Origin of the sequence: Amycolatopsis sp. 505, assembly GCF_031625235.1 — a bacterium.
Classification (GTDB): Bacteria; Actinomycetota; Actinomycetes; order Mycobacteriales; family Pseudonocardiaceae; genus Amycolatopsis.
Map to the genome: position 1 here is coordinate 1 of NZ_JACKQP010000016.1, position 25,895 is coordinate 25,895.

The 25,895-nt window shown below is 72.1% G+C and carries 30 protein-coding genes; 14 read left to right on the top strand and 16 right to left on the bottom strand.

All coding sequences use genetic code 11. From position 1 onward, the window contains the following. A partial coding sequence (locus tag H5965_RS42175; protein WP_310975246.1) for a manganese catalase family protein occupies nucleotides 1-250 on the bottom strand: 250 nt, incomplete at its 3' end. Between the two features lie 428 nt (nucleotides 251-678). Next, a complete protein-coding gene (locus H5965_RS42180) occupies nucleotides 679-1,530 on the bottom strand; it encodes an SDR family oxidoreductase (protein WP_310976831.1) in 852 nt (283 codons plus the stop codon). A gap of 119 nt (nucleotides 1,531-1,649) precedes the next feature. Between H5965_RS42180 and H5965_RS42185 the strand changes: the two genes are divergently transcribed. Both H5965_RS42185 and H5965_RS42190 read left to right on the top strand, forming a co-directional pair. Beyond that, the gene (locus H5965_RS42185; protein WP_310976833.1) at nucleotides 1,650-2,054 is read left to right on the top strand and encodes a helix-turn-helix domain-containing protein; all 405 of its coding nucleotides are present in this window, start codon (nucleotides 1,650-1,652) and stop codon (nucleotides 2,052-2,054) included. 74 nt (nucleotides 2,055-2,128) lie between these two features. Then, a complete protein-coding gene (locus tag H5965_RS42190) occupies nucleotides 2,129-2,317 on the top strand; it encodes a hypothetical protein (protein ID WP_310976834.1) in 189 nt (62 codons plus the stop codon). 215 nt (nucleotides 2,318-2,532) lie between these two features. On the opposite strand, the gene H5965_RS42195 is transcribed toward H5965_RS42190, so the two are convergent. Then, entirely contained in the window at nucleotides 2,533-3,123 is a 591-nt protein-coding gene (locus H5965_RS42195) for a hypothetical protein (RefSeq protein ID WP_310976836.1), read from the bottom strand. Nucleotides 3,124-3,395: 272 nt separating this feature from the next. On the opposite strand from H5965_RS42195, the gene H5965_RS42200 reads away from it, so the two are divergent. From H5965_RS42200 to H5965_RS42210, 3 genes are all read left to right on the top strand, one after another. After that, a complete protein-coding gene (locus H5965_RS42200; RefSeq protein WP_310976838.1) occupies nucleotides 3,396-4,943 on the top strand; it encodes an alpha-L-arabinofuranosidase B in 1,548 nt (515 codons plus the stop codon). Between the two features lie 163 nt (nucleotides 4,944-5,106). Further along, nucleotides 5,107-6,345 carry a GDSL-type esterase/lipase family protein gene (locus H5965_RS42205; protein WP_310976839.1) on the top strand — a complete coding sequence of 413 codons (1,239 nt, stop codon included), beginning with the start codon at nucleotides 5,107-5,109 and terminating at the stop codon, nucleotides 6,343-6,345. Between the two features lie 106 nt (nucleotides 6,346-6,451). Beyond that, nucleotides 6,452-6,589, top strand: coding sequence for a hypothetical protein (locus H5965_RS42210; RefSeq protein ID WP_310976840.1), 138 nt, complete (start codon nucleotides 6,452-6,454; stop codon nucleotides 6,587-6,589). 70 nt (nucleotides 6,590-6,659) lie between these two features. Here H5965_RS42210 and H5965_RS42215 read toward each other — a convergent pair whose 3' ends face one another. Continuing rightward, nucleotides 6,660-7,673: a LacI family DNA-binding transcriptional regulator gene (locus H5965_RS42215; protein ID WP_310976842.1), complete on the bottom strand. Its 1,014-nt coding sequence runs from the start codon at nucleotides 7,671-7,673 to the stop codon at nucleotides 6,660-6,662. Between the two features lie 158 nt (nucleotides 7,674-7,831). On the opposite strand from H5965_RS42215, the gene H5965_RS42220 reads away from it, so the two are divergent. Genes H5965_RS42220 through H5965_RS42235 form a run of 4 tightly spaced genes read left to right on the top strand, consistent with a single transcriptional unit; the run spans nucleotide 7,832 to nucleotide 12,548 of the window. Then, nucleotides 7,832-9,061, top strand: coding sequence for an extracellular solute-binding protein (locus H5965_RS42220; RefSeq protein WP_310976844.1), 1,230 nt, complete (start codon nucleotides 7,832-7,834; stop codon nucleotides 9,059-9,061). A 7-nt stretch (nucleotides 9,062-9,068) separates the two neighbouring features. Continuing rightward, a complete protein-coding gene (locus H5965_RS42225; protein WP_310976845.1) occupies nucleotides 9,069-10,016 on the top strand; it encodes a sugar ABC transporter permease in 948 nt (315 codons plus the stop codon). Next, nucleotides 10,013-10,822: a carbohydrate ABC transporter permease gene (locus H5965_RS42230; protein ID WP_310976847.1), complete on the top strand. Its 810-nt coding sequence runs from the start codon at nucleotides 10,013-10,015 to the stop codon at nucleotides 10,820-10,822. The genes H5965_RS42225 and H5965_RS42230 overlap by 4 nt, the downstream gene beginning before the upstream one ends. Nucleotides 10,823-10,847: 25 nt before the next feature. Then, a complete protein-coding gene (locus H5965_RS42235) occupies nucleotides 10,848-12,548 on the top strand; it encodes an MGH1-like glycoside hydrolase domain-containing protein (RefSeq protein ID WP_310976849.1) in 1,701 nt (566 codons plus the stop codon). Nucleotides 12,549-12,563: 15 nt separating this feature from the next. Here the strand turns inward: H5965_RS42235 and H5965_RS42240 are convergent, their stop codons facing one another. Further along, nucleotides 12,564-12,932: a VOC family protein gene (locus H5965_RS42240; RefSeq protein ID WP_310976850.1), complete on the bottom strand. Its 369-nt coding sequence runs from the start codon at nucleotides 12,930-12,932 to the stop codon at nucleotides 12,564-12,566. A 374-nt stretch (nucleotides 12,933-13,306) separates the two neighbouring features. On the opposite strand from H5965_RS42240, the gene H5965_RS42245 reads away from it, so the two are divergent. Continuing rightward, nucleotides 13,307-13,999 carry a GH12 family glycosyl hydrolase domain-containing protein gene (locus H5965_RS42245; RefSeq protein WP_310976851.1) on the top strand — a complete coding sequence of 231 codons (693 nt, stop codon included), beginning with the start codon at nucleotides 13,307-13,309 and terminating at the stop codon, nucleotides 13,997-13,999. On the opposite strand, the gene H5965_RS42250 is transcribed toward H5965_RS42245, so the two are convergent. Then, the gene (locus tag H5965_RS42250; RefSeq protein ID WP_310976852.1) at nucleotides 13,978-14,559 is read right to left on the bottom strand and encodes a TetR/AcrR family transcriptional regulator; all 582 of its coding nucleotides are present in this window, start codon (nucleotides 14,557-14,559) and stop codon (nucleotides 13,978-13,980) included. The genes H5965_RS42245 and H5965_RS42250 overlap by 22 nt on opposite strands. Nucleotides 14,560-14,644: 85 nt before the next feature. Between H5965_RS42250 and H5965_RS42255 the strand changes: the two genes are divergently transcribed. Beyond that, entirely contained in the window at nucleotides 14,645-15,541 is an 897-nt protein-coding gene (locus H5965_RS42255) for an aldo/keto reductase (RefSeq protein WP_310976853.1), read from the top strand. A 9-nt stretch (nucleotides 15,542-15,550) separates the two neighbouring features. On the opposite strand, the gene H5965_RS42260 is transcribed toward H5965_RS42255, so the two are convergent. Further along, complete coding sequence (locus H5965_RS42260; RefSeq protein ID WP_310976970.1) at nucleotides 15,551-16,189, bottom strand: GntR family transcriptional regulator; 639 nt, start codon at nucleotides 16,187-16,189, stop codon at nucleotides 15,551-15,553. Between the two features lie 119 nt (nucleotides 16,190-16,308). Between H5965_RS42260 and H5965_RS42265 the strand changes: the two genes are divergently transcribed. Then, a complete protein-coding gene (locus H5965_RS42265) occupies nucleotides 16,309-17,292 on the top strand; it encodes a YbhB/YbcL family Raf kinase inhibitor-like protein (RefSeq protein WP_310976855.1) in 984 nt (327 codons plus the stop codon). A gap of 40 nt (nucleotides 17,293-17,332) precedes the next feature. Further along, entirely contained in the window at nucleotides 17,333-18,274 is a 942-nt protein-coding gene (locus tag H5965_RS42270; RefSeq protein WP_310976856.1) for a DJ-1/PfpI family protein, read from the top strand. 34 nt (nucleotides 18,275-18,308) lie between these two features. On the opposite strand, the gene H5965_RS42275 is transcribed toward H5965_RS42270, so the two are convergent. Next, nucleotides 18,309-18,770, bottom strand: a complete 462-nt coding sequence (locus H5965_RS42275) for a VOC family protein (RefSeq protein ID WP_310976857.1) — start codon at nucleotides 18,768-18,770, stop codon at nucleotides 18,309-18,311. 92 nt (nucleotides 18,771-18,862) lie between these two features. On the opposite strand from H5965_RS42275, the gene H5965_RS42280 reads away from it, so the two are divergent. Further along, nucleotides 18,863-19,840: a WYL domain-containing protein gene (locus H5965_RS42280; protein WP_310976972.1), complete on the top strand. Its 978-nt coding sequence runs from the start codon at nucleotides 18,863-18,865 to the stop codon at nucleotides 19,838-19,840. A 7-nt stretch (nucleotides 19,841-19,847) separates the two neighbouring features. On the opposite strand, the gene H5965_RS42285 is transcribed toward H5965_RS42280, so the two are convergent. The 8 genes from H5965_RS42285 to H5965_RS42320 are packed head-to-tail and all read right to left on the bottom strand — an operon-like array spanning nucleotide 19,848 to nucleotide 25,832. Next, the gene (locus H5965_RS42285; RefSeq protein ID WP_310976858.1) at nucleotides 19,848-20,273 is read right to left on the bottom strand and encodes an RbsD/FucU family protein; all 426 of its coding nucleotides are present in this window, start codon (nucleotides 20,271-20,273) and stop codon (nucleotides 19,848-19,850) included. Nucleotides 20,274-20,276: 3 nt separating this feature from the next. Beyond that, a complete protein-coding gene (gene larE, locus H5965_RS42290; protein ID WP_310976859.1) occupies nucleotides 20,277-21,080 on the bottom strand; it encodes an ATP-dependent sacrificial sulfur transferase LarE in 804 nt (267 codons plus the stop codon). Next, nucleotides 21,080-22,048: a LarC family nickel insertion protein gene (locus tag H5965_RS42295; protein WP_396136996.1), complete on the bottom strand. Its 969-nt coding sequence runs from the start codon at nucleotides 22,046-22,048 to the stop codon at nucleotides 21,080-21,082. The genes larE and H5965_RS42295 overlap by 1 nt, the downstream gene beginning before the upstream one ends. Beyond that, on the bottom strand, nucleotides 22,048-22,212 hold the full coding sequence (larC, locus tag H5965_RS42300; RefSeq protein WP_310976860.1) for a nickel insertion protein: 165 nt from the start codon (nucleotides 22,210-22,212) through the stop codon (nucleotides 22,048-22,050). The genes H5965_RS42295 and larC overlap by 1 nt, the downstream gene beginning before the upstream one ends. Next, a complete protein-coding gene (gene larB / locus H5965_RS42305) occupies nucleotides 22,209-22,880 on the bottom strand; it encodes a nickel pincer cofactor biosynthesis protein LarB (protein WP_310976862.1) in 672 nt (223 codons plus the stop codon). Before larB ends, larC begins: the two co-directional genes overlap by 4 nt. Further along, the gene (gene larA, locus H5965_RS42310) at nucleotides 22,877-24,145 is read right to left on the bottom strand and encodes a nickel-dependent lactate racemase (protein WP_310976864.1); all 1,269 of its coding nucleotides are present in this window, start codon (nucleotides 24,143-24,145) and stop codon (nucleotides 22,877-22,879) included. Before larA ends, larB begins: the two co-directional genes overlap by 4 nt. Beyond that, the gene (locus tag H5965_RS42315; RefSeq protein WP_310976866.1) at nucleotides 24,142-24,984 is read right to left on the bottom strand and encodes an amidohydrolase family protein; all 843 of its coding nucleotides are present in this window, start codon (nucleotides 24,982-24,984) and stop codon (nucleotides 24,142-24,144) included. Before H5965_RS42315 ends, larA begins: the two co-directional genes overlap by 4 nt. Continuing rightward, entirely contained in the window at nucleotides 24,981-25,832 is an 852-nt protein-coding gene (locus H5965_RS42320; RefSeq protein WP_310976867.1) for a fumarylacetoacetate hydrolase family protein, read from the bottom strand. Before H5965_RS42320 ends, H5965_RS42315 begins: the two co-directional genes overlap by 4 nt. Nucleotides 25,833-25,895 lie beyond the last annotated feature (63 nt).

Here is a 25,895-nt window from a genome sequence, read left to right on the forward strand (position 1 = left end):
CGCCTTCGAGCAGGCGGGCGACCATGGTGGCGAGCATTTCGACGTGGCCGATTTCTTCGGTCGCGGTGTCCATGATCAGGTCTTTGTACTTGCCTTCGATGCGGCAGTTCCAGCCTTGGAACAGGTATTGCATGGTGACGGTCATTTCGCCGTAGGCGCCGCCGATGAGTTCCTGGAGCTTGTGGGCGTACACGGGGTCGGGCTTTTCGGGCTTGGCTTCGAACTGCAGCAGCTTCGTGTGACGGAACACGACATTCCCTCCGTCGTCCGGGTGGCGGTCGGAAGGGGCTTTCCCGGTTAGCGGAGGGTTAACCGACCCGATTCCCGGCGGCCCGCGCCGGACGGCGGAGGATCGACAACGCCACCGTCGCTGTGGTAGTTGAACGCGGAACGTTCGATGGCGAGTGGAGCGATACGTGAGCGATCACCAGGAGCGGGTGCCGGCCTGCCGGCGGTACCAGTGCGACGAGCCGGCCCTCTGGCGGAGGATGTGTGCGGCTCACTGGGCTCGCTGGCAGAACGGGACCGACCCGCTCGACCAGCCGGGTGACGACGCCGCGTCGCCGGAACCCCGTGTGTGGCAGCCGCCGTTGCGGGAGAACAGCGTTTCGCAGCGGAAGCCCGGCCGGCCGGGGTGACTCCGGTGGGGAGCCCCGCGAGGAGGCTCCCCGTCACGGTTCAGCCGGCGAGCTCGGCGACGGTCGCGCCGATCGGCGTGCTGGGCCGGCCGATCAGGGCGCGGAGGTCGTCCGTGGTCTCGGCGAGCAGGCCGGCCTTCGTGTCGGCGTCCAGCGTCACGAGCAGGCCGACGACCGGCTCCGGCAGGCCCGCCCGGGTGAGCACCTCGGCGTGCTCGTCGGCCGGCAGGTCGGCGTAGGTGACCTCGCGGCCGGTCGCCTTGGCAATCTCGTCGGCGAGGTCCGCATACGTCCAGGCGACGTCCCCGGCGAGCTCGTAGATCTTGCCTTCGTGGCCTTCGCCGGTCAGCACGGCGACCGCGGCCGCCGCGTAGTCGGCGCGGGTGGCGCTGGCGACCCGGCCGTCGCCCGCGCTGCCGGCGAAGCTGCCCGTCTGGACGGCCTGCTTGATCGTGTCGGCGAAGTTCTCGTTGTACCAGTTGTTGCGCAGGATCGTGGCGGTCAGGCCGGAGGCCTCGATCAGCTCCTCGGTCGCCTTGTGCTCCGGGGCCAGCACCAGCTTCGACGTCGTCGCCCGCGGCGCGCTGGTGTAGACGAGGTGGCGGACCCCGGCCTGCTTGGCCGCCTCGATGACCGCCTCGTGCTGCGCGACGCGCTGACCGACCTCGCTGCTCGAAACCAGCAGCACCTTGTCGGCGCCCTTGAGCGCGGTGACCAGGCTGTCCGGGTCGGTGTAGTCCGCGCGGCGGACCTCGACGCCGCGTTCGGCCAGGTCCGCGGCCTTCTCCGGGGTGCGCACCGCGGCGACGACCTGGTCGGCGGGGAGCTTCTCGAGCAGGCCTTCGACGACGAGCTTGCCGAGGTGGCCGGTGGCGCCGGTGACGACGATCATGAGGACTCCTTGAAGTTTCAAGTACCGAGTACTCGAAGGATGTACTAACTTTTAGAAAGTGCCAACTCATTGTTAGTGCAGTCACATCCATTGTGCAAACTCTCGGGTAGTATTGGGGCGTGGACGGACAACAAGCTGACGCCGAGCACGAAGCGCTGGTCGCCGACGTGTTCAGTGCCGCGTGCGCGTCCCGGGCCGTGTTGGAGCACGTCACCGGCCGGTGGGGTGTGCTCGCCCTGGTCGCGCTCAACGACGGCGTGTTCCGGTTCAACGCCCTGCGCCGCCGGGTGCAGGGCGTCAGTGAGAAGATGCTCGCCCAGACACTGCAGGCGCTGGAGCGCGACGGCTTCGTGCACCGGGAGGCGCGCCCGACGATCCCGCCGCACGTCGAGTACAGCCTCACGCCCTCGGGGCAGGAAGTCGCGCGGCGGCTGCTGGGGCTGATCGAAGTCCTCGAGGCCGGCGTGCCCGACGTGGTGGCGGCGCAAGCCCGCTATGACGCGGCAAAAGCCGCGAGCGCGTGACAGGCTGGACCAGTAATGCGTAAGTCCAGGGACGACCGCCGAAGCTCACCGATGCCGAGCTGCTGACCCTGGTCGTGGCCCAGGCGTTGCCGGGGTTCACCTCCGAGGCCCGCTGGCTGCGGTTCCTGCCCGCCCGGATGCCCGGCGCGTTCCGCTACCTGCCCGGCCAGTCCGTCACACGTTCGGAGCTGGCCGGCTGGGCCAAGTACGGCTTCTGCCGCTCACCCTCGCGCTGGTTCTGGGGACTGCGCCCGGCCTGCTGATCATCGCCGACAAGGGCTACGTCCCCCGTGAACCCGACAGCTTCCTCATCGAGCGCGGGGTCCGGCTGATCCGCCCGTCCCACCGCAACCGCAAGCCTCACCCCGGTGAGCCGCAGCTCAAGTCGATCCGCCAGCTCATTGAATCGGTCAACGACACCCTCAAAGGCCAGCTCAACCTCGAACAACACGGCGGCCGCGACTTACGCATCATTCGTCTAGCGGGCCGGGGGCCGGGCGGGCACGGGATTCGCGAGCGCGCCCAGCAGGAACATGCCCGTCGCGACGCCGAGCATCGTCAGCACGCCCCGTGGCCAGAAGATGTGACTGTCGAAGAAGGAAACGCTCGCCGCGAGCAGCACCACGGCGCCCGGTGCGGCACGCCACGACGCTTCCCGCGCGACCGTCGCGACCACTGCGACATTGGCTGCGAGAAAGCACAAAGCGCCGGCTTGGCCGAGCGTGTCGCCGATGCCGAAGACCGCTCCGGTGACGGGCGTGACGGCGTGCTGGGCGTGGACCACGGTCCCGGCCGCGATGCCGGCCACGGCGTCGAGCCCGCCGTAGAACGCCGCGAATCCGAACGCCGCGAGCCGGCCCGGGCGGCGAAGTGCCGCGGGGGCCGGCGAGAGCAGCAGCCACTGCGCCACCGCGAGCAACGGGAACACCGGCAGGAGGACGATGTGGAGGGTGGTCCACCACGGTGCGCTCGCCGGGCCGAGCGCGAGCGGGTGCGCCAGGCCGAAGCCGGCCAGCACCAGTGCGGGCGCGGCGTAACCGGCGGCGCGCGTCCAACGTGAGCGAAGCATCGCCCGACGGTACCGGCCACCGTTGCCGTCCGGCGATTACCGAACTCTTACCGTCCCGGACGGCAAGGGGTCCAAGGGATTCCGAATGTCCGGGTCCGGCTCCGGCGGGAAAACCGGCCATTGCACTCCGTCGGCCCGAGGGTTATGTTAGCGCTCACAATCGCTCCGCTTGTGCCGTTCCTGCGTGTCGGTGATCGAGGAGGAGGTTGGCACCGTCGCCGGCCCGCGCACCTGTCGATTCGACGATTTCCGTACCCCAGCGGGAGATCACCATGGCACGACAGCCGAGATATGCCCTCATCGCCAAGGCCCTGCTCGCCGCCGGCACGCTCGTCACCGGACTGCTCGCCGCCGGCGGCACGTCCCTGGCGGCCACCCAAGGGCCGTGCGACATCTACGCGGCCGGCGGAACTCCTTGCGTCGCCGCGCATTCCACGACCCGGGCCCTGTACGGCGCCTACACCGGGCCGCTGTACCAAGTCCGGCGCGCTTCCGACAACACCACGCGCGACATCGCCCCCTTGACCGCGGGGGGTGTCGCCAACGCCGCGACGCAGGATGCGTTCTGCGCCGGGACCACCTGCCTGATCACGGTCATCTACGACCAGTCCGGCCGGAACAACCGCCTCACGCAGGCGCCGCCCGGCGGGTTCCAAGGGCCGGCCGCGGGCGGCTACGACAACCTCGCCAACGCCACCGCGGCGCCGATCAGCGTCGGCGGCCACAAGGCCTACGGCGTCTACGTGGCGCCCGGAACCGGCTACCGCAACAACAACACCAACGGCGTCGCGACCGGCGACCAGCCCGAAGGCATGTACGCGATCTTCGACGGCACGCACTACAACGGCGGCTGCTGCTTCGACTACGGCAACGCCGAGCGCAACAGCCGCGACAACGGCAACGGCACGATGGAAGCCATCTACTTCGGCAACAACAAGGTCTGGGGTTACGGCGCCGGGAACGGCCCGTGGATCATGGCCGACCTCGAAAACGGCCTGTTCTCCGGCGTCAACCAGCACTACAACGCGGGCGACCCCAGCATCAGCCACCGCTTCCTGACCGCCATCGTCAAGGGCGGTCAGAACCGGTGGGCCATCCGCGGCGGCAACGCCCAGTCCGGTGGGGTGTCGACGTTCTACGACGGCGTGCGCCCGAACGTCTCGGGCTACAACCCGATGAAGAAGGAAGGCGCCATCATCCTGGGCATCGGCGGTGACAACAGCGTCGGCGCCCGCGGCACCTTCTACGAAGGCGTGATGACGTCCGGTTATCCCTCGGACGCCACGGAAAACGCGGTGCAGGCCAACATCACCGCGGCCGGCTACGCCACGACTTCCGCGGGCACCGGCCTGACACCGGGCACGTCCGTCTCGCTGCGCGCCACCACCCCCGGCTACACCGACCGCTACATCCACCACACCGGGTCCACTGTGGACAGCGTGGTGATCGGCAGCGGCAGCTCGGCCACGGAGAAGGGCAACGCGTCCTGGACCGTCCGGGCCGGGCTCGGCAGCAGCTCGTGCGTGTCGTTCGAGTCGAAGAACGTGGCGGGGCAGTACCTGCGGCACCAGAACTACCGGCTGTACCTGCAGGCCAACGACGGCAGCTCGCTGTTCGCCCAGGACGCGACCTTCTGCCCGGAGGCCGGCCGCAACGGCCAGGGTGCCTCGCTGAGATCGCTCAACTTCCCCGACCGGTACGTGCGCCACTACGACAACATCGTCTACATCGCCGCCAACGGCGGGTCGAACACCTTCGACAACGCCAACGCCTACAGCGATGACGTGAGCTGGCTCGTCAGCTCACCGTGGGCGTCCTGATCCCCATCGCCGTCACGTGCCCTGCCCGCGGGCGGGGCACGTGACAGCCTCTACTCCGGCGGCGGTACCGGAGTCCCGGCCGGCCACGGGAGCATCCACGGGCCGGGCACCAGGCCGTGCTCGCCGCCTGCTCCACCGGTACCCCGGAGAAAGGACTTCCCGGATGCGTTTCCGCCGAACCGCTGTGGTCCTGGCCGTTTCCGCGTCGCTGCTGACCCCGGCGACCGCGGATGCCTCGCCGTCCGGCGGGGCCCCACCGGGTCGGGTGACGCTCACCGAGTCCGCCCTCCAAGGGGTGCACGGCACCGCTCCCGACGTCACCGTCCGCAACGTGCTCACGGTGACCGCCACCGGGGCGGCGCTGCGGGTGCGGCTGAGCAACCCGTTCGGCAGCACCGCGATGACCGTGCGGTCGGTGTGGGTCGGCAAGCAGCCGTCGACGAACTCGCCCGCGCTCGTGCCGGGATCGAACCGGCGGGCCACGTTCGGCTTCCGGCACGCGGTGACCATCCCGCCGGGCAAGAGCGTGTGGACCGACCCGCTGCCGCTTTCGGTCCGGCGCGGCGACCACGTCGCGGTCAGCATCCACGCGCCGGGTGCCCCGATCAACGACCACACCTTCCCGCCGCCGGACACGGACACGCCCGGGTCGTTCACCTCGGCCGGGCCCGGGGACGCCGGTGCGGACGAATCCGGGAGTGCGTATGGGCCCTTCGCGCCCGGTGTCCTGTGGTGGGCCGACGCGATCAGCGCAGCTTCGCCCGTTCGCGGCACGATCGTCACGCTCGGCGACTCGATCACCGACGGCTACAACGCGTTCGGCGGCGGTCCGCGCTGGACCGACGTGCTCGCCGAGCGCATCGGGACGCTGCCGCCGTCGCGGCGGCTGTCGGTGGCCAACGCGGGGATCAGTGGCAACACCGTCAGCGTGCAGCCGAACCCGTACGACCCCACCGGCCAGTGCTGCGGCCCGCCCGCGCCGGTCCGCCTCGACCGGGATGTGCTGTCGCTGCCCGGCGTGCGGTACGTCCTGCTCCTGGAAGGCACGAACGACCTCGGCGGCGGCGACAACGCGGCACCGGCGCCGGCTGCGCAGGTCATCGACGCCATGCGCACCATCGTCCAGCGGGTGCACGCGTCCGGCCGCCGGATCGTCGGCGCGACGATCCTGCCGATGTGCAACGCGGCGGGCAGCCCGAAGGAACAGGCGCGGCTCGCGGTCAACGCGTGGATCCGCACTTCGGGTGCGTTCGACGCGGTGCTCGACTTCGACGCCGTGCTGCGCGACCCGGCGGACCCGGCGGTGATCCGCGCGGACTGGCGCACCGACTGCTACCACCCGAACGCGGCCGGCGACCGGCGGCTCGGGGATTCGATCGACCTCGAGGTGTTCGCCCGCTGAGCGACCCGGGACCCGGTGGGGCCCTCCCACCGGGTTTCGGGCGCACGCACCGCGGGCACCTCGAACCCCGGAGGGGGCTGACCCGACTTTTCGCGGGGAGGCTTCGATGTCGCCCATCGACCACCTGATCGTCACCGTCATCGGCGCCCGCCGGGCCCGGGCCGAGGAGCGCCGTCCCACCCCGCGGCAGGCCGGCCGGCCGGGGCCGAAGTCGCCGCGCGGCCGGCGTTCCGGTACCGCGTAGCGACGCCCCTGAGCGGCGCGATCTCCGGTGGTGTGGCTGTCGAACCGGTTCGACCCGGAGGGCTGTCCGGTCAGTGGTGGCGCCGGGCCCCGGTGCTCGACCGCAGCGAGATCGGCGGCTCCAGCAGCGCGTGCCGCGGCTCCGCGCCCGCGTCCGCGATCTGCGCCAGCAGCAGGTCCACCGCCAGCCGGCCGAGCTCCACCGCGGGGACGTCCGCCGCCGTCAGGGGCGGGTGGAAGTCCTCCGCCAGGCGCTCCGCGATCACGCCCGTCAGGGAGAAGTCGCGCGGCACCTCGAGTCCGGCCCGGTGCAACGCGCGCTGCACGCCCGGCAGGGCCGCTTCGTTGATCGTCACCGCCGCCGTCACCGAAGGCCACTGGGTGCGGATCTGCTCGAAGCAGGCCAGGCCGGCCGCCGCTTCGTCGGCGCAGCACACCGTCCGGGCCGTCAGGCCGCGGGCCGCTGTCGCGTCGAGGAAGCCCGTGGCCGAGCGCAGGGCCGGGCCGTAGCCCGCCGCGACGAGTTCCGCCGATCGGTTGATCAGCACCACCTCTTCGTGGCCGAGATCCGCCAGGTGGTGGACGCAACGCGTGATCAGCGCGCCGTAGTCGACGTCGACCCACCAGGACGCCCCCGGGTGCTCGACGTGGCCGATCGTCACGAACGGCAGGCTCGCCTGGCTCAGCCGCTCGACTCGGGGGTCCTCCAGGAGGATCTCCATCAGGATCACGCCGTCGACGCGGCGGCCGTTGACGATGCGCTCGAACGACCGGTCGTGGTCGCCGCCGCTGGGGGAGAGCAGGACGTCGAGGTCGTGGGCCGCCGCCGCGTCGACCACGCTGCCGACGAAGCCCAGCTGGACGTCGGTCAACCGGCGGCTGGCCGGCGGAACCACCAGGCCCAGGGTGCGCGTGCGGCCCTCGGCCAGGGCGCGGGCGCTGGCGTTGGGCCGGTAGTCGAGCTCGGCGATGACGTCGTTGATGCGCTGCACGGTGGCCGCCGACACCGGTCGCTTGCCGCTGAGCGCGTACGACACGGTGCTGCGCGAAACCCCCGCGCGGCGCGCGATCTCCCCGATGTTCATGCTGCTCCTGACCCCGGTGCTCAGAACCGGTTCGATCGTAGTACACGCAGTATTGCGCAGGAGTGCTCTCGCGGTTTACGGTGACGCCCGCCGCCTGCGTCGAACCGGTTCGATGGCGGCGAAGCCGTCGTCGCCGGTGCCGACAGGAAGGACCTCCCATGAAGCGTCACCCCCTCATCCGGCTGCTGTCGGTGGCCGTCGCCGCGACGACACTGGCCGCCTGCTCCTCCGGCCCGGCGCCCGGCTCGGCCGGGGGCACCTTCACCGTCTGGGACCCCTACCCGCAGTTCGACGCGAGCTCCGCGTGGGCGAAGGTCGTCGACAAGTGCGGTGCCGACGCCGGGGTCAAGATCGCGCGGCAGGCGTTCGACACGACCGACCTCACCAACAAGGTGCTGCTCGCCGCCCAGCAGAACACCGCGCCGAACGTCCTCGTGGTCGACAACCCGGTCGTCTCCACGCTGGCCGAGGGCGGGGTGCTCAAGTCCACTGCGGACACCGGGCTCGACACCGCGCAGGTCGCCCCGAACCTGCTCGCCGCCGGCGACGTCAAGGGCCAGGGCTACGGCGTTCCGATCGGGGCGAACACGCTCGCCCTCTACTACAACAAGGCCGTGCTGACCGCGGCCGGCGTCGACCCGGCGTCGGTGCGGGACTGGGCGAGTCTCGACGCGGCGCTCGCCAAGGTGCAGGCCGCGGGCAAGAAGGGCATCACGTTCTCCGCCATCGGCACCGAAGAGGGCAGTTTCCAGTTCCTGCCGTGGTTCTGGGGCTCGGGCGCCAACCTGACCGACCTCGCCTCGGCCGACGCCGTCGCCGCGCTCGCGCAGTGGAAGTCGTGGCTGGACAAGAAGTACGCCCCCAACTCGGTGGTCGGCAACACGCAGACCACCAGCTGGCAGGAGTTCGCGACCGGCGAGTACGCCTTCGCCGAGAACGGCACCTGGCAGCTGCAGAACGCGAAGAAGGCCGGCTTCGAGTACGGCGTCCTCCCGATCCCGGCGCGCACCGGGGGAGCGGCTCCGGCGCCGACCGGCGGCGAGTTCGTCACCGTGCCCGCCCAGAGCAGCCCGGACGCCGAGAAGACCGCGGGCAAGATCGCGTCCTGCCTGACCAGCCCGGCCAACGTGCTCGACTCCGACACCGCGCTGACCTACGTCTCCGCCGTGCCGTCGGTGCAGGAGAAGCAGGTCGCCGCCCAGCCGGAGCTGAAGGTGTGGGTCGACGCGGTCAAGGTCGCCAAGGGCCGCACCGGCGACAACCTCGGCACCCGGTACCCGCGGATCTCCGAGCCGCTCTGGGGTGCCGTGCAGGCCGCGCTGACCGGTGCGAAGACCCCGGACGTCGCCCTGGCGGCCGCGCAGGCGACCGCCGCGTCGGCGAAGTAGGCCGCTCGTGCTGGACACCCGTCAGACGGCCACCGCCCGTCCGGCCGCGCGAGCACCCGGACGGGCCGGGCGGCGCCGCCGGCCGCAGCTGCTCGCGTGGGCGTTCCTCACGCCGCTCGTCGCCTACCTCGTGCTGTGCTACGGCTATCCACTGGTCACGAACATCGATCTCAGCCTGCGCGACTACACCGTCCGCACCTTCGTGCACGGCGGGGCGCCGCTGGTCTGGTTCGACAACTACGCGGGCGTCTTCACCGATCCGACCTTCCGCACGGCGTTGCTCGACACGTTCGTCTTCACCGCCGCGTCGCTGCTCTTCCAGTACGGCATCGGACTGGCGATGGCGGTGTTCTTCGCCCGCCACTTCCGGCTGGGCCCGACGCTGCGCGCGCTGTTCCTCGTGCCCTGGCTGCTCCCGCTGATCGTCTCGGGCTCGACCTGGGCGTGGCTGCTCAACAGCGAATCCGGCGTGGTCAACGCGGTGCTGGGCTGGTTCGGCGCCGGCCGGATCGACTGGCTGACGTCACCGTCCTGGGCGCTGGTCTCGGTGATCATCGCCAACATCTGGATCGGCGTGCCGTTCAACCTCGTCGTGCTGCACAGCGGCCTGCAGAACATCCCGGCCGAGGTGTACGAGGCGGCGTCGCTCGACGGCGCCGGCGCGTGGCAGCGGTTCCGGCACGTCACGTTTCCGCTGCTGCGGCCGGTTTCGGCGATCACCCTGCTGCTGGGGCTGGTCTACACGCTGAAGGTGTTCGACGTCATCTGGATCATGACCAAGGGCGGGCCCGGCGGGGCGTCGACCACCCTGGCCACCTGGTCCTACCAGCTCGGCTTCGGCAGCCTGCTGCCGCGCTTCGGGCCCAGCGCGGCCGTGGGCAACGTGCTCATCCTGCTGGCCCTGGTCGCCGGGCTGCTCTACATCCGCGCCCAGCGCAGGCAGGGGGAAGGGTGATCCGCCGCTGGCGCACCGCGGTGGGGCTGGTCCTCACCGCCGTGATGCTGTTCCCCGTCTACTGGATGGTCAACGTGTCGCTGACCCCGGCCGGGCGGATGCGCAAGTCGCCGCCCGACTGGTTCCCCGCCGCGCCGACGTTCGAAGGCTACGAACGGGTGCTGCGCGAGCAGCTCCCGTACTTCGCCACCAGCCTGTTCGTCGCACTCGGCACCGTGGCGCTGACGCTGGCCCTGGCCGCTCCGTCGGCCTACGCGCTGGCCAAACTGCGCCCGCGCGGGGGCCGGGCGCTGGGGTTCGTGCTGCTGGTCGCGCAGATGATCCCCGGCATCATCATGGCGCTGGGCTTCTACGGCATCTACGTCTCGTTCGGCATCACCAACACCGCCTGGGGCCTGGTCCTCGCCGACTCGACGATCGCGGTGCCGTTCGCCGTGCTCATCCTGACCTCGTTCATGGCTTCGGTGCCGGACGAGCTCGTCCAGGCAGCCACCATCGACGGCGCGGGCGCGCTGCGCACGTTCTGGTCGGTGGTGCTGCCCGCGAGCCGCAACGGCGTGGTCACCGCGGGGTTGTTCTCGTTCCTGTGGGCCTGGTCGGACTTCGTCTTCGCGGCGACGCTCGACGGCGGCGGCTCGCTGCGGCCGCTGACCCTGGGCATCTACCGCTACATCGGCAACAACAACCAGGAGTGGAACTCCATCATGGCGACGGCGGTGGTCGCCTCGGTGCCCGCCGCCGTGCTCCTCGTGCTGGCGCAGCGGTTCGTCGCCGCCGGCGTCACCGCGGGTGCCGTCAAGGACTGAGCCCCCTCTCGGAAAGGACGCTTCTGTGCCCACGGGCGAATTTTCGCTGCGGGAGATCCCGTTCAGCCACCCGGGATCGTGGTTCGACGTCTCCCCGGTGGTGGCCCAGGCCACCTACGCCGGCGACCTGCACCTGGTGTCGCACCGCCACGGCATGCACGCCGTCCTGGCGCTGGTCCCCGAAAGCGGCGGGCAGCGGGCGGACGTCCCGGCCGCCGCGACGCCGGCCGAGCTCACCTGGGGGACCGGCGACCGGCGGATCACCGCGGCCTTCGCGGGGCCCGACGTGCTCCGGATCGCCGGGCGCGGCCTCGACCTGAGGATCCGCGCGGCGGAGCTCACCCTGACCCCGTTCACCGGCACGTACTTCTTCGCCGACCCGGTCGACGGCTCGGCCGTCTTCACCTCCTACGAGACCGGCCACCGCTACCGCGTCACCGTCCTTTCCGGACACACGCGGCACGTCGGCGCCGAGGCGCTCGGGACGGCCGAGCGGGCCGTCGTCGTGAGCGGCGACACCTGGGAGGTGGCGATCGAGGAAGTCCCCGGCGCCCGCGAGCCGTACTCGGCGGCCTCCGCGTTCGACGACGTGGCCGCCGCGGCCCGGGCGGAGTTCGCCGCGTTCGCCGACGCCGTGGCGCCGTGGCGCGGCGAGCACACGCCGGCGGCCGAGCTCGCCTGTTACGTGCTCTGGTCGGCCATCGTGGCGCCCGCCGGGTTCGTCGGCCGTCCGGCCGTGCTGATGTCCAAGCACTGGATGGACAAGGTGTGGAGCTGGGACCACTGCTTCACCGCGCTCGCGCTGGCCGGCGGGCGGCCCGAGCTGGCCTGGCACCAGGTCCAGGTCGTCTTCGACCACCAGGACGACCGGGGCGCGCTGCCCGACTCGATCACCCACGCCGAGGTGCTGCGCAACTTCGTCAAGCCGCCGATCCACGGGTGGGCGCTCGGCCGCCTGCGCCGCCGCCTGCCCGGTGGCCTGCCCGAACCCGGGCGCACCTACCGGCAGCTGGCGGCGTGGACGACGTTCTGGCTCGAGCACCGCCGCGTGCCCGGCGGGCCGTTCGCCCACTACGAGCACGGCAACGACAGCGGGTGGGACAACGCGACGCCGTTCGCGCAGCGGCGGCTCGTGCAGACCCCCGACCTCGCCGCGTTCCTGGTGCTGCAGCTGAAGGAACTGGCCGTGCTGGCCACCGAGCAGGGGGAGCCGGGCGCGGCCGCGCGGTGGGAGGCAGAAGCGGACAGGATGCTGGCGGCCCTGCTGGGCGAGCTCTGGGACGGCACGAAGTTCGTCAGCCGGGTGGCCGCGACCGGGGAGGGGCACGCCGGGGCGAGCCTGCTGGAGCTGATGCCGATCGTGCTCGGCGAACACCTGCCGCCGGACGTCCGCGACCGGGTCGTGGCCGGCCTGGAGACGCACCTGACCGACATCGGGCTGGCGACCGAGCGGCCGGAATCCCCGTTCTACGAAGCCGACGGCTACTGGCGCGGCCCGGTGTGGGCCCCGGTCACCGTGCTCATCGAAGACGGCCTCCGCCGCGCCGGCGCCACGGAGCTCGCCGACCGCGTCAGCGCCCGGTTCCGCGCGGTGTGCGAGAAGTCCGGGTTCGCCGAGAACTTCGACGCGCTGACCGGCGACGGCCTGCGCGACCGCGCCTACACGTGGACGGCCGCCGCCTACCTGGTGCTCGCCGGCGACGCCGAAGAGCGTTCGCGGCGGTAGGCGGCGCCCCGCACGTCAGGTGCGGTCGTGCAGCGTGACGTGGTAGCCGTCGGGGTCGGCGAAGGTGAACGTCCGGCCGAAGGGGCCGTCGATCGGCGCGGAGACGATCGGGTGCCCGTCCGCCGCGAGCGCGTCGTGGATGGCCTGGACATCGGTGGCGTGGAGCCAGATCGCGGCACCGATGCCGGGCCGCGCCGCGGAGCCGAGATCGGTGCCGGGCACGACGTCCCGGAGGGCGAACGCGATCGGCTTCGTCTCGAAGACGACGGCGTGCGGAGGCCCGGCCGGCGAGCGGACGAGGCCGAGGTACTGCTCGTAGAACGCCTGCGAAGCGGCGAGGTCGCGCGCCTGGAGCGAGACGAAGTCGGGGCCGGTGACGGGCATGGGTTGCTGCTCCTTCTCTCAGTGTCAGGTTCCTGACATGGAACACAGTATGTCAGGAACCTGACATGAGTCAAGCCGGGGCGGTGCGCTCTGTCGAACCGCATCGACAATGGCGTCTTCACGATGGACTTCTGGTGGCGTGCGAAAACGAGCCGCGATTCGACAGAATCGAAACACCGGGTCAGGTCGAAATCATCGAAGTATTGTTGGCTGTGTTTCGATCGATGCTGGTCGAATGCCGGTGAATCACCCACCGTATCTTGACCGGTACGCAACTCGCCTGCGATAGTCGTCCCACTTCCGTTCACGCCGCACCGGCGGCGAATAGTCGTCGAAACGATTCGACAAAGAGTCAACCGGGAAAGGACGAATCGATGCACAACGTGGTGCGTTCCCTGCTCGTCTCATTCACCGCGGCCGCCGTCGTGGCCACCACCGCCGGCGTGGCCGAAGCGGCCACCTGGTCGTCTTCGGACAAGTGGGCGACCTGGTCCAACGGCGGCTACACGGTCCGCAACGACGTCTGGGGCGGCGGCGCCGGCCCGCAGACGATCTGGGCGAACTCCTACAGCAACTGGGGGGTGTGGGCCGACCACCCGAACACGGGCGGGGTCAAGTCGTACCCCCACTCGGCGAAGAACGTCGGCCGGACGCTCAGTTCGCTGCGCCAGGTGTCCAGCAGTTTCAACGTGAGCCGTCCGGGCAGCGGGGCGTACGAGACCGCGTATGACATCTGGGCGAACAACAACGCGTACGAAATCATGTTGTGGGTCAACAAGCAGGGCGCGGTCGGCCCGATCGGAACCAAGCAGGCGACGGCGAGCGTCGGCGGCCACACGTGGGACGTCTACCAGGGATCGAACGGCTCGAACGCGGTGTTCTCGTTCCTGCGCACGTCGAACACGAACGCCGGAACGGTGGACGTGCTGGCCGTGCTGAACTGGATCAAGGCTCGCGGCTGGTTCGGGGACGTGACCCTGGGCGAAGTGCAGTTCGGCTTCGAGATCACCTCGGCCTCGGGTGGCTTGAACTTCACGTCCAACAGCTATTCCGTGTCGGCCTCCTGAGGCCGCAGCGCGTCGGCGATCAGGTCGAGCAGCCGCCCGGTCCGCTCCGGGTCGGGGTCGTCCACTGTGGACAAGAAGGCCCCGAGCAGCAGCACCGTCACATCTTCCGGGTCGGCGTCGGCGCGAAGCGTGCCCCCCTTCGCGCCGGCGTCGAGGATGGAGCCGATCGCGGCGGTGATCCGCTGCCGGGTCGCCGGCGTCGCAATCCGCCCCGACGCGACACTGGCCCGGAAAGCATCTCCCATTCCCCGTTTGGTGGCCACGAACGCCGCATACCGGTCCATCCACGCACGAAGCGCCTGCTCGGGTGAAAACGCCTCGAGCAAAGCCGGCGCACTTCCCGTGACGTCGTCGAGTTCCGCTGCATAAACGGCTTCGACGAGCGCTTCGCGCGTCGGGAAGTGCCGGTAGAGCGTCCCGATCCCGACGCCGGCCTCCCGGGCGACGGTTTCGAGGGCGACGGGCCCGGTGGCGAAGGCGGCCCGGGCGACCGCGACGAGCTTGTCCCGGTTGCGGCGCGCGTCGGAACGCACCGGGCGGGCAGGGTCGGGCGAAGGCAAAGCGGAGGCACCTCCGGTTGTGCTACGGTCGGCTTTAGCGGAGGTTCCTCCGCTTAGTCATCATCGCACAAGGACGGGGACACCCATGCCATCTCCCGAACGCGGCGCGCTCGCCGGCCGCACCGTCTGCCGCGTCGGCTACGGGGCGATGCAGCTCGAGCGCCTGCACGACGACCGCGCGGCGGCCGTCGCCCTGCTGCGCCACGCCATCGACCTCGGCGTCGACCACGTCGACACGGCCCAGTTCTACGGCAACGGCTTCGTCAACGACGTCATCCGCGAGGCCCTCGGATCCGGTGACGACGCGCTGATCGCCACCAAGGTCGGCGCCGACCCGGACCCCGGCGGCCCGATCCCGCTCCGCCTCGCGCAACGCCCGGAAGAGCTGCGCGCGAGCGTCGAGGACAACCTCCGCGCGCTCGGGCTCGACCGGATCCCCCTGGTCAACCTGCGCCGCGGCGACCGGCGGCCCGGCCTGGTCGCCGAGGGCGAGCAGCTCGTCGACCTCGACGACCAGCTCGCCGTGCTGACGGCCCTGCGCGACGAGGGCAAGATCGGCGCGATCGGGCTCAGCGCGGTGACCTCGGACGTCCTGCGCCGCGCGCTCCCGGCCGGGATCGCCTGCGTGCAGAACGCCTACAGCCTGGTCAGCCGCGAGGACGAGGACATGCTCGAACTGTGCGTCGCGGAGAACATCGCCTGGGTGCCGTTCTTCCCGCTGGGCGGCGCGTTCCCCGGCCTGCCGAAGGTAACCGACGAGCCTGCGGTGCGGGCGGCGGCGCAGGCCCTGGGCCGCACGCCGGCGCAGGTCGGCCTGGCCTGGCTGCTGCACCGCGCCCCGAACGTCCACCTCATCCCGGGCACCGCGAGCGCGGCGCACCTCGAAGGCAACCTCGCCGCCGCGGACGTCACCCTCGACGCCGAGACGCTGGCCGCGCTCGACGAGATCCCGGTCCGCCCGATGGACGCCAGCCTCCTTTGAGGGCCGGTCTCACTCCTGCGCCGGGTCGCCCCGCAAGGCTGTCGCGGTCAAGGTGAGGTGCCGGGTGAGGGCCTCGGTCGCGGCGCCGGCGTCGCGGGCCAGCGCCGTCTGCTCCAGCAGGGCGTGCTCGGCCAGGTGGTCGCGGCCCGGCGTGTGGTGGGCCGACCAGCGGCGGGCCAGCTCGCTCGCCGTCCACATCCGGTCGAACGTCTCCAGCAGCACCGGGTTGCCGCAGCCCTCCAGGAGGGTGCGGTGAAAGATCCGGTGGGCCTCGGCCCATTCGGCGCTGTAGTGGCGGCCTTCGCCGGGGGAGGTGCGGGCCAGCCGGTGGTGCGTGGCCCGGACCCGGGCTTCCCAGGCGAGGTCGCCGCGCTCGAGGGACAGGCGCAGCACGAGCGGTTCGACCGTCCGGCGGGCCTCGGCGACTTCTTGCCAGCGGCGGTCGGAAACCGCCGGGACCGCGAAGCCGCGGTTGGGCAAGCGGTCGGCGAGGCCCTCGCCGACCAGCCGCACGAGCGCCTCGCGCACGACGGCCAGGCTCACGCCGCGTTCCTGGGCCAGGTCCTGCGGTTTGAGGGCTTCGCCGGGGGCGTACCGCCCGCGCATGATCGCGTCCCGCAGATGCGCGTGGACCTGCTCGGACAGCATCTGCCGCCCCGGTGGGGCCGTCTCGGTCACCCGGTCAGCATAGACGATCGGCCAGATAATCGATTATTGGTGCTATGGTCGATGGTGACCGCGATCCGACCAGGGAGACCAGTGATCCGATGAACGACCCGTTCGCCCGCCTGCCCGCAGTGGCTTCCTTCACCGTCACCAGCACCACGATCGCCGACGGCGCCGTCCTGCCGCCCGAGCACCGGTCCGGGAAGGACGTTTCCCCGCAGCTGTCCTGGAGCGGTGCTCCGGCGGGCACGAAGAGCTACGCCGTCACCGTCTACGACCCCGACGCACCGACCGGCTCAGGGTTCTGGCACTGGGCGGTCGCCGACATCCCGGCCACGGTCACCGAGCTGCCCGAAGGCGCCGGCGACGCGGCGGGGTCGGGTCTCCCGGGAGGTGCTTTCCAGCTCCCGGGCGACACGCGCGAAGCCCGCTTCGTCGGGGCGGCCCCGCCGGCCGGCCACGGCCCGCACCGCTACTTCTTCGTGGTGCACGCCCTCGACGTCGCCTCGATCGGTGTCCCGGCCGAGGCCACCCCGGCCGTGCTCGGCTTCACCATGGCCGGGCACGTTCTCGGCCGTGCGGTCCTGACCGCCACGGCGGAAACCCCCGGCGCCGAACGCCTCGAGGTTTCCCGGTTCGTCCCGGCGCCCGCCGGCGCCGTCTTCGCGGTCCTGGCCGACCCGCAGGGGCACGTGGACATCGACGCGTCGGGCATGCTCATGGCCGCCGAGGGGGAACCGGTGCGGCAGGCGGGCGACCGGTTCCTGGTGCACATGGACCGGGACGCGCTCGGGGACGTGCCCCTCGGCAAGTACGACGTCGAGGTCGTCATCACCAAGCTCGTCCCGGGCGAGGAAATCGCCTGGACCGTCGAAGGCCGGACCGGGACGCACGTCCGCCACCTCTACGGCTACCGGCTGGAGCCGGTCGAGGGCGGCACCCGCGTCACGTCCTACTACGACTGGTCCGAGATCGGCGAGGAGTGGAAGCGGCGCCTCACCTTCCCGGTGGTTCCCGCGTCCGCGCTCAAGGCCACCCTCGGCATCCTCGAGCGCACCGTCCGCCGACGCATGGCCGGAAGCTAGCCGAACGACTGGATCACGCCACCCGGCGTACGTTGGGGGCATGTACACCGTGGCGGTGCTGGCCCTCGACGACGTGATCGCGTTCGATCTGGCCACCCCGATCGAGACGCTCGGGCGGGTCCGGCTGCCGGACGGCCGGGGCGGTTACCGGGTCGTCGTCGCCGGGCCGGACCCGGTGGTCGGGGCCGGCCCGGTGCGGCTCACCGTCGAGACCGGGCTCGACGAGGTGGAGCACGCCGACCTCGTGGTCGTCCCCGGGCGGAACGACCCGGACCGGCCGACCCCGGACGGCGTGGCGGAGTTCCTGCGGGCCGCGGTGGCGCGCGGCACGCGGGTCGCCTCGATCTGCGTCGGCGCGTTCACCCTCGCCGAGGCCGGCCTGCTCGACGGCCGGCGAGCGACCACGCACTGGCTCGCCACCGACGAGCTGGCCCGCCGGTACCCGGCCGTCGAGGTCGACCCGGACGCGCTCTACATCGACAACGGCCAGATCCTGACGTCGGCGGGCGCGTCGGCCGGCCTGGACATGTGCCTGCACATCGTCGAGCGTGACTACGGCGCCGCGGTCGCCGCCGACGCCGCCCGGCTGGCGGTCGCGCCGCTGCAGCGCACCGGCGGGCAGGGGCAGTACATCCTGCGCAACCGCCCGACGTCCCGGACCGCGACGCTGGAGAAGGCCCTCGGCTGGATCGAGGAGAACGCCCACCGCCCGCTCACGCTGGCCGACATCGCCGACGCGGCGGGCATGAGCACGCGCACGCTGACCCGGCACTTCCACGCGCAGACCGGGCAAAGCCCGATCCAGTGGCTGACCGGGGTGCGGATCCGGCACGCCCAGGAGCTGCTGGAGCTGACCGACCACACGATCGACCGGATCGCCGGCCAGGTGGGGTTCCCGTCGCCGAGCAACTTCCGGGTGCAGTTCGCGCAGACGGTGCGGGTCAGCCCGAGCGCGTACCGGAAGACGTTCCGGTCGCGGTGACCGGCGGGGTGCGGCAGGCCGCACCCCGCCGGGATCAGGCCTGGTACCCGGCCGCGACGTCGATGATCCAGGTGACGCCGAAGCGGTCGGTCAGCATCCCGAACGCCGGCGCCCACGGCGCCGGGCCGAACTCCTCGATCACCGTGGCCCCCTCGGCGAGGCCCTTCCACACCGGCGCGACCTCGTCCACCGTCGTCCCGCGGACGGACAGGAAGAACTTCTCCTCGGTGATCGTGGTGCCGTTCGAGCGGTGGGTGGCGGGTGCGGCCGGCGCCGGGCCGTCGGTGCCCGGGACGTCGTAGGCCATCACGCTGAAGCCGGTGTCCGCGGTGACCTGGCCGAACACCACCTTGGTCGCGTCGGGCAGCTCGGCGGGCATCCCGAAGTCGCCGTAGGTGACGATCGTGGCCTGGCCGCCGAAGACCGACCGGTAGAACTCCAGGGCCTCGCGGGCCTGGCCGGTGAAGTTGAGGTGGGCGACAGCGCTGAGCGACATGGTTGGTCCTTTTTCGTGGGTGATCCGACGAGAGCCACGCTGTCAGCAGTAGCGGTCAGGGAACGTCCGCTTCTCGTGGCACCATGAAAGTCGTGCCGGTCGCTTCCTCGACGGCGACCTCGGGTCGCCTGCTCTCGCTGCTGTCCCTGCTGCAGGCCCGCCGGGACTGGCCGGGCTCGCTGCTCGCCGGCCGGCTGGGCGTCAGCGAACGGACCGTGCGCCGGGACGTCGACCGGCTGCGCGAGCTCGGCTATCCCGTCCAGGCGGTCAAGGGGCCCGAGGGCGGCTACCGGCTCGAAGCCGGCAGCCGGATGCCGCCGCTGCTGTTCGACGAGGAGCAGGCGGTCGCGCTCGCCGTGGCGCTGCGGATCGCCGTCCAGACCGGGGCGGGCATCGAGGAGGCCGCCGCGCGGGCGCTGGCGACGGTGCGGCAGGTGATGCCGTCACGGCTGCGGCAGCGCGTCGACGTGCTGGAGATCGCCGCGGCCGGCGGCGGCACCGTCCAGGTGGACACGGCCGTCCTGCTCGCGCTGAGCTCGGCGATCCGGGCCACCGAGGAGGTCCGGTTCGACTACGAGACACCGTCACGGCCGCCGGACGGCGCGCCGCGGCGGGTGCAGCCGCACCACCTGGTGGTCCGGAGTGGACGGTGGTACCTGCTCGGGTGGGACGCCGTCCGGGCGGACTGGCGGACCTACCGCGTCGACCGGATGACGCTTCGGGTGCCGAACGGGCCGCGGTTCGCCCCGCGGGAGGTGCCCGGCGGCGACGTCGCGAGGTTCCTTTCCGCCCGGTTCAAGGGCTCCGGCACCGACGCCTGGCCGTGCCGGGGCGAAGTGGTCCTCGACCTGCCGGTGGCCGGCGTGGCGCCGTTCGCCGGTGACGGCGTCGCCGAGGAAGCCGCGCCCGGGAAGACCCGGCTGGTCACCGGCTCCTGGTCGTGGGCGGCGCTCGCCGCCGGCCTGCTGCGGTTCGATTGCGACATCGAGGTGGTGGGCCCGCCGCAGCTGAGGGCGGCCTTCGCCGACCTGGCCGGCCGGGCCACCCGCGCGGCGAACCCCGGCGGCTGACCGCGGCTCACCCCGCCGGGGGCAGGAAACCCACCGTCAGCAGGAGATTCGCGTAGAGGCGGTCGTCGCCGGTGGCGATGCACAGGGCCACCTCGGGCTCGCGGCACGTGCGGTAGAACTCGAACCGTTCCATCGGCCGCACCGGGAGTTCCGGGCCGAGCAGCCGTTCGTAACCACGCCAGCACTCGGGTGCGTCGCCGTCGCCCGGGAGCATCGCCGTCACCGATTCGACCGGGAGCGCGGTCAGCAGCGGTTCGAGGACGTCGTCGACCGTGACCAGCCCGGGCCGCAGGTTCAGGTGGATCAGCTCGGCGCCGGGCGAGACGTTGGTCGCGTGCGCGTAGTTGGCGTCGGCGATGAGGATGCGGGAACCGTGGCCGGTCGCCGCGAGGGCGCGCAGCAGCGGGGGGTGGATCAGCGGGTAGCGCAGCATCGGTCAGTCCCGTTCGTGGTTGAGCCCGCCGGAGCGGAAGGGGGAGACGGTGGCCTCGGCGAACCCCAGCGCCCGCACGGCCCCGAGCAGCCGCGGGTCGTCCTGGAGCCGGGCGGCCACGGCGGGGTCGAGTTCGACTCGGGCGGTGCCGCCGAGGTCGCGGACCCGGACGTCGTGGGAGTGCAGGCCACACCGGGACAGGGCCGCACGCACCGCCGATTCCGCCTGTTCCACCCGGGCCAGCGTGGCCGTGGTGATCGGGATGCCGTACCGGACCCGGCTCGCCAGGCAGGGGGCCGCCGGTTTGTCCGCCCAGGCGAATCCCCAGTGCCGGGCGATGGCCCGGACGTCCTCTTTGGACAGACCGAGGGTGCGCAGCGGCGTGTGCACGCCGAGTTCGTCGCCCGCGCGGATGCCGGGACGGAACGGGTCGACGGCGTCGTCGGCGTTGGTGCCGGTGGCCAGCGCCGGAAACCCGTGGGCGGAAGCCACTTCGGCGATCGTGGTGAGCACGGTCGTTTTGCAGAAGTAGCAACGCCGTCGTCCGTTGGCCGCGTAATCTGGCTCGGCCAGTTCGCCGGTCGGCGGGGTGAGGTGCCGGACCCCGAGCTCGGCCGCGATCTGCCGCGCGGCGGCCAGTTCCACCGCGGCCAGGCTGGCCGAGTCCGCCGTCACGGCAAGGACGTCCGCCGGGCCGAGCGCGCGGACGGCGGCCGCGAGGACCAGCGCCGAGTCGGCGCCGCCGGAGAAGGCGACCGCGAGCCGGCCGAGCCCGGCGAGGTGGGTGACGAGCCGCGTGCCGTCCATCAGCGTCCCGCGGCGATCGTCGCGACGACCCGGGCCGGCAGCCCGAGTTCGCGGGCGGCGGCCACGACGTCGTCGTGCTCGGGCTTCGCGCCGTGTGGTCCGCGCTTGCGGCGCACCGGCATGCCGAGGACATCGACCGTTTCGGTTTCCCGCGCCAGCGCGGTGCGGCGGACCGGGTATTCGCGGACGCCGAGGCTGCCGGTCTCGGCGAGCACCAGGTCCGCGAGCCGAGGGGCGTGTTCCGGCTCGGCGAGCACGTGCAGGACGTGGGCGGGCCGGCCCTTCTTCATGGTCACCGGGCTGATCCACGCGTCGAGCGCGCCGGCGGAGAGGAGCTCGCCGACGACGTGCCCGAGCACTTCGCCGGTGACGTCGTCGAGGTTCGTCTCGAGCACCACCAGCGTGCGGGGCCCGGCGCCGACCGGCTCGCCGAGGTGCACGACCGCGATGTTCGGCCGGTCCGGCAGCGACCGGGTGCCGGCGCCGTAGCCGGTGGCCAGCAGCCGGGATTCCAGCGGTGGCTCGAAGCGGGCATCGACGGCCTTCAGCAGCGCGGCCGCGGTGGGCGTGACCGTCTCGCCGTCGAGGTCGCTCCCGACCGTCCGTGCGCCCTCCAGCAGCGCCGCGGTCGCGGGGGCGGGGCAGGGGAGGATCCCGTGCGCGGTGCGGACGGTGCCGGTGCCGAGGGGCAGCGCGCCACAGTACACAGTGGACACTTTCAGGGCGTCCAGTGCGGCGCAGACGCCGATGACGTCGACCAGCGTGTCGTGCCCGCCGAGTTCGTGGAGGTGGACGCGCCCGGGATCTTCCCCGTGCAGCCGGCCTTCGACCTCGGCGATCGCCCGCACCGCGGCGACCGCCCGGTCCGCGACCGGCGCGGGTTCGACCCGCCCGGCCATGGCGATCAGCTCGGCCGCCGAGCGGCTTGTGGCGTCGTCGGTGACGTCGACGAGCGCGCGGGCCGCCATCAGGCCGTGGGTGAGCAGGGACTGGACGCGCAGCTCCCACCGGTCAGCCCGCTGGAGGCGATGGCGGAGCGGATGCGTTCGAGCGGCGCGCCGGCGTCGACCAGGGCGGCCAGCAGCATGTCCCCGGCCAGGCCGGTGAACGGCGAGATGACGCAGATCGTCACCGGGTCCTCCGCAGCACCTGGGCGAGCCGGAAAGCGGCCATCGCCGCGCCGAACCCGGAGTCGATGTTGACGACGGTGATGCCGGCCGCGCAGGAGGCGTGCATGGCCAGCAACGCCGTGACGCCTTCGAGGCCGGCGCCGTACCCGGTGGAGGTCGGGACGGCGATCACCGGGCAGGCGACCAGCCCGCCGACGGCCGAAGCCAGCGCGCCCTCCATGCCCGCGACGACGATGACCGCGTCCGCCTCGCGCAGCCGGTCGCGCTCGGCGAGCAGGCGGTGGATCCCGGCGACCCCGACGTCGGTGACCGCCCGCACCGCGAGGCCGATGGCCGCCGCGACTTCCGCGGCTTCCCCGGCGACCGGGCCGTCGGACGTCCCGGCCGCGGTCACGGCGACGGTGAACGCGGTCGCGGCGGCCGGGCGCCAGACCAGCAGCCGTGCGCCGGGGGAGTAGCGGCCGCCGGGGACTTCGGCCAGCACCGCACGGGCCGGCTCGGCTTCGGCGCGGGTGACCAGCACCGGCCCCGTGTTGTGCGCGAGCAGCGTCCGCACGATGGCCGCGATCTGCGCCGGGGTTTTCCCCGGCCCGTACACGACTTCCGGGAGTCCTTGACGCTGTTCGCGGTCCAGGTCGACGCGCGCGAACCCGAGGTCGGCGGCACTCATGCCACGTACGGGATGGTCAGGGGACCTTCGGGGAGGACGCAGGCCGAGGCGCCCGGCCCGGCCCGGCCGAGCGCCTCGGCCACGGTCGCCGCGATGTCGGTGGTCCGGGTCAGGTGGGCCGTCGCGAGGTCGGCCTCGGTCAGGAAATCGGTGTGCACCACGACCCGGCAGTCGTCCTGGATCTTCGCCTGGATCTGGACCTGCCACTGGTCGGGCACGGTCACCGGGCGCGCCGCGATCTCCGCGAGCAGCGCCGCCGGGGAACTCGCCGAAGCGAGGACTTCCCGGTAGGAGCCGTGGTCGGGGAACCCGTCCCGGCACTCCGCGGCGCAGACGATCGTCCCGCCCGCCCGGGTGATCCGGTGCGCCGCCGACATCCCTTTGACGGCCTGGTACAGGTTCTGGTCGAGGGGATAGCCGGAGTTGGTGGTCACCACGACGTCGAACGGCGCCGGCACCGGCCGCATGGCGACGTCGCGGGCGGCGCGGGCCGCGGCCGCGTGCATGGCCAGGAGATCGCCGCCGAAGGCGCCGATGACCGCCTTGTCGCGGTTGAGGATGACGTCGAAAGCGAAGGTGACGCCGGTGGCCGCGGCGATCGCGCGGACGTCGTCGTGCACGGGGTTGCCTTCGGTGATGCCCCAGGTCGCGTTGCCGTGCCCGATCCGGCGGGCGTCGTGCAGTACCAAGACGGTCTCCAGGGCCGCCAGCCCGGGCGCGACGAGCTTGGGGCCGCCCGAAAAGCCGGCGAAGAAGTGCGGTTCGACGAACCCGGTCGTGATCTTCACGTCCGCGGCGACCCACTCGCTGTTCAACCACACCGGGACGTCGTCGCCGTGGCGCCCGAGCCAGGTCAGGCTCGCGCGGTCGCGGGCATCGTGGTTGACGATCCGGACGGTGTCGACGACTTCGTCGCCGAACATCGCGCGCAGCTCCGCGTCGGTATTGCCGCGGTGGGTGCCGGTGGCGACCAGGATGACGACGTCCTCGAGGCGGACGACGCCGTCGAGTTCGGCGAGGATGGCGGGGATCATCAGGTCGCGCGGCTGCGGCCGGGTCCCGTCGCACGCCGAGATCGCGACCGTCTGTCCCGGCCGCACCCGCTCGCGCAGCGGCGGCCCGGCGACCGGCTCCCGCAGCGCCCGGCGCAGCAGCACGTCCGCGGGTTCGGTGACCGGGTGGTGCACCGGCGTCACCACCGTGGTGACCGCCGGGTCGATGGTCAGGTCGAGGCCGGTTTCCCCGTACGCGAGCCGGACTCTCATGACGCCAGCCCGTAGACGCGGGTCGCGGTCCCGCCGCGGACGGCGTCCTGTTCGGCCGGCGTCAGGCCGTTCAAGAGGCTTTCGGCGGCGTCCATGACTTCCGCGTACGTCCCGGCGAGCAGGCACACCGGCCAGTCGGAGCCCAGCATCAGCCGGTCCGGGCCGAACGCGGTGAGCGCGGTGTCGGTGTACGGCCGCAGATCCTCGACGCGCCACGGCCGGCCGGCTTCGGTCACCAGGCCGGACAGCTTGGCGACGACGTTGGGTTCCCGGGCCAGCGTGGCGAGTTCGGTCGCCCAGGGTTCGAGAGCGCCGCTCGCGATCGGTGGTTTCGCGAGGTGGTCCAGCACAAAGGTCAGGTCCGGCAGCGCCCGGACCGCCGCGGTGGCCGCCGGGAGCTGGTGGGGCAGCACGAGCAGGTCGTACACCAGCCCGGCGTCCCGCACCGCCGCGAGCCCGGCCAGGACGTCGTCCCGCTCGAGCCAGCGCGGGTCGGGCTCGGCCTGGACGAGGTGGCGGATGCCGGTCAGCAGTTCGCCGCCCGGGGCCGAGCGCAGCCGTTCGATGTCCCGTGTCGGCGAACCGGTGAGGTCGAGCCAGCCGACGACACCAGCGATGAGCGGTTCGGCGGCGGCGATCGCCAGGAACTCCACCGATTCCCCGAGGTCCGGCAGGACCTGGACGAGCACGGTCGCGTCGATCCCCGTGGCGGCCGCCCGGAGGTCGGCCGTGGTGTAGTCGCGCCGGATCGCCGCGGTGCCGTCGCCGTCCAGCCACGCGTGCCGGCGGACGGAGGTCTGCCACAGGTGGTGGTGCGCGTCGACGCGCCGGCCGGTCACGCCCGGCCGATCCGGTGGTGCTGGCGGCCGAGGCCGTCGATCTCCACGGTCACTTCGTCCCCTTCGGACAGATAGGGGAAGTCGTTGGCACCGAAGGCGACCCCGGCCGGCGTGCCGGTGTTCACGACGTCGCCCGGTTCGAGCACCATGAACTGGCTGAGGTACCAGACGACGTGCCGGACGTCGAAGAGCATGTTCTTCGTGGTGCCGTCCTGGCGCGGCTGCCCGTTGACGGCCAGCCGCAGGGCGAGGTCCTGCGGGTCGCCGGCCTCGTCCGGGGTGACCAGCCACGGGCCGAGCGGGTTGAACGTCTCGCAGGACTTGCCCTTGGTCCACTGGCCGCCGCGTTCGTGCTGGAACTCGCGCTCGCTGACGTCGTTCGAGACGGCGTACCCGGCGATGACCGCGTCGGCCTCCTCCGGCGACGACAGGTACCGCGCGCGCCCGCCGAGCACGACGGCGAGTTCGACCTCGTAGTCGGTGCGCGTGCTGGTGCGCGGGATGAGCACGGTGTCGTCCGGGCCGACGATCGTGTTGGTGGCCTTGAGGAACACCACCGGCTCCGCGGGCGGTTCGGCCCCGGTTTCCGCGGCGTGGTCGGAGTAGTTCAGCCCGATGCAGACGAGCAGGCCGGGCCGGGCCACCGGGGCGCCGACGCGCAGGCCCGTGGCGTCCAGCACGGGCAAGGTGCCTTCGCGCAGCGCCGTCCGGGCCCGGGCGACGCCGTCGGCGGCGAAGAAGGCGCCGTCGACGTCCGGGGTCAGCGCACGCAGGTCCCGCGCCGCGCCGGTTTCGTCGAGGACGACGGGGATCTCGTGGCCGGGGTCGCCGAGGCGTTGGAAGCGCATGGCCGGGGACGGTAGCAGACATATGATGTCTTGTTCAAAACTCCGATCAGTCATCATACGTAA

Coding starts and splice junctions, on each gene's coding strand:
- H5965_RS42180 (WP_310976831.1), bottom strand. CDS start 1,530: ATGATCGTCGTCACCGGCGCCACCGGCCACCTCGGCAAGCTCGTCGTC.
- H5965_RS42195 (WP_310976836.1), bottom strand. CDS start 3,123: ATGCTTCGCTCACGTTGGACGCGCGCCGCCGGTTACGCCGCGCCCGCA.
- H5965_RS42200 (WP_310976838.1), top strand. CDS start 3,396: ATGGCACGACAGCCGAGATATGCCCTCATCGCCAAGGCCCTGCTCGCC.
- H5965_RS42205 (WP_310976839.1), top strand. CDS start 5,107: ATGCGTTTCCGCCGAACCGCTGTGGTCCTGGCCGTTTCCGCGTCGCTG.
- H5965_RS42210 (WP_310976840.1), top strand. CDS start 6,452: ATGTCGCCCATCGACCACCTGATCGTCACCGTCATCGGCGCCCGCCGG.
- H5965_RS42215 (WP_310976842.1), bottom strand. CDS start 7,673: ATGAACATCGGGGAGATCGCGCGCCGCGCGGGGGTTTCGCGCAGCACC.
- H5965_RS42220 (WP_310976844.1), top strand. CDS start 7,832: ATGAAGCGTCACCCCCTCATCCGGCTGCTGTCGGTGGCCGTCGCCGCG.
- H5965_RS42240 (WP_310976850.1), bottom strand. CDS start 12,932: ATGCCCGTCACCGGCCCCGACTTCGTCTCGCTCCAGGCGCGCGACCTC.
- H5965_RS42245 (WP_310976851.1), top strand. CDS start 13,307: ATGCACAACGTGGTGCGTTCCCTGCTCGTCTCATTCACCGCGGCCGCC.
- H5965_RS42255 (WP_310976853.1), top strand. CDS start 14,645: ATGCCATCTCCCGAACGCGGCGCGCTCGCCGGCCGCACCGTCTGCCGC.
- H5965_RS42260 (WP_310976970.1), bottom strand. CDS start 16,189: ATGCTGTCCGAGCAGGTCCACGCGCATCTGCGGGACGCGATCATGCGC.
- H5965_RS42265 (WP_310976855.1), top strand. CDS start 16,309: ATGAACGACCCGTTCGCCCGCCTGCCCGCAGTGGCTTCCTTCACCGTC.
- H5965_RS42270 (WP_310976856.1), top strand. CDS start 17,333: ATGTACACCGTGGCGGTGCTGGCCCTCGACGACGTGATCGCGTTCGAT.
- H5965_RS42275 (WP_310976857.1), bottom strand. CDS start 18,770: ATGTCGCTCAGCGCTGTCGCCCACCTCAACTTCACCGGCCAGGCCCGC.
- H5965_RS42285 (WP_310976858.1), bottom strand. CDS start 20,273: ATGCTGCGCTACCCGCTGATCCACCCCCCGCTGCTGCGCGCCCTCGCG.
- larE (WP_310976859.1), bottom strand. CDS start 21,080: ATGGACGGCACGCGGCTCGTCACCCACCTCGCCGGGCTCGGCCGGCTC.
- H5965_RS42295 (WP_396136996.1), bottom strand. CDS start 22,048: ATGGCGGCCCGCGCGCTCGTCGACGTCACCGACGACGCCACAAGCCGC.
- larB (WP_310976862.1), bottom strand. CDS start 22,880: ATGAGTGCCGCCGACCTCGGGTTCGCGCGCGTCGACCTGGACCGCGAA.
- larA (WP_310976864.1), bottom strand. CDS start 24,145: ATGAGAGTCCGGCTCGCGTACGGGGAAACCGGCCTCGACCTGACCATC.
- H5965_RS42320 (WP_310976867.1), bottom strand. CDS start 25,832: ATGCGCTTCCAACGCCTCGGCGACCCCGGCCACGAGATCCCCGTCGTC.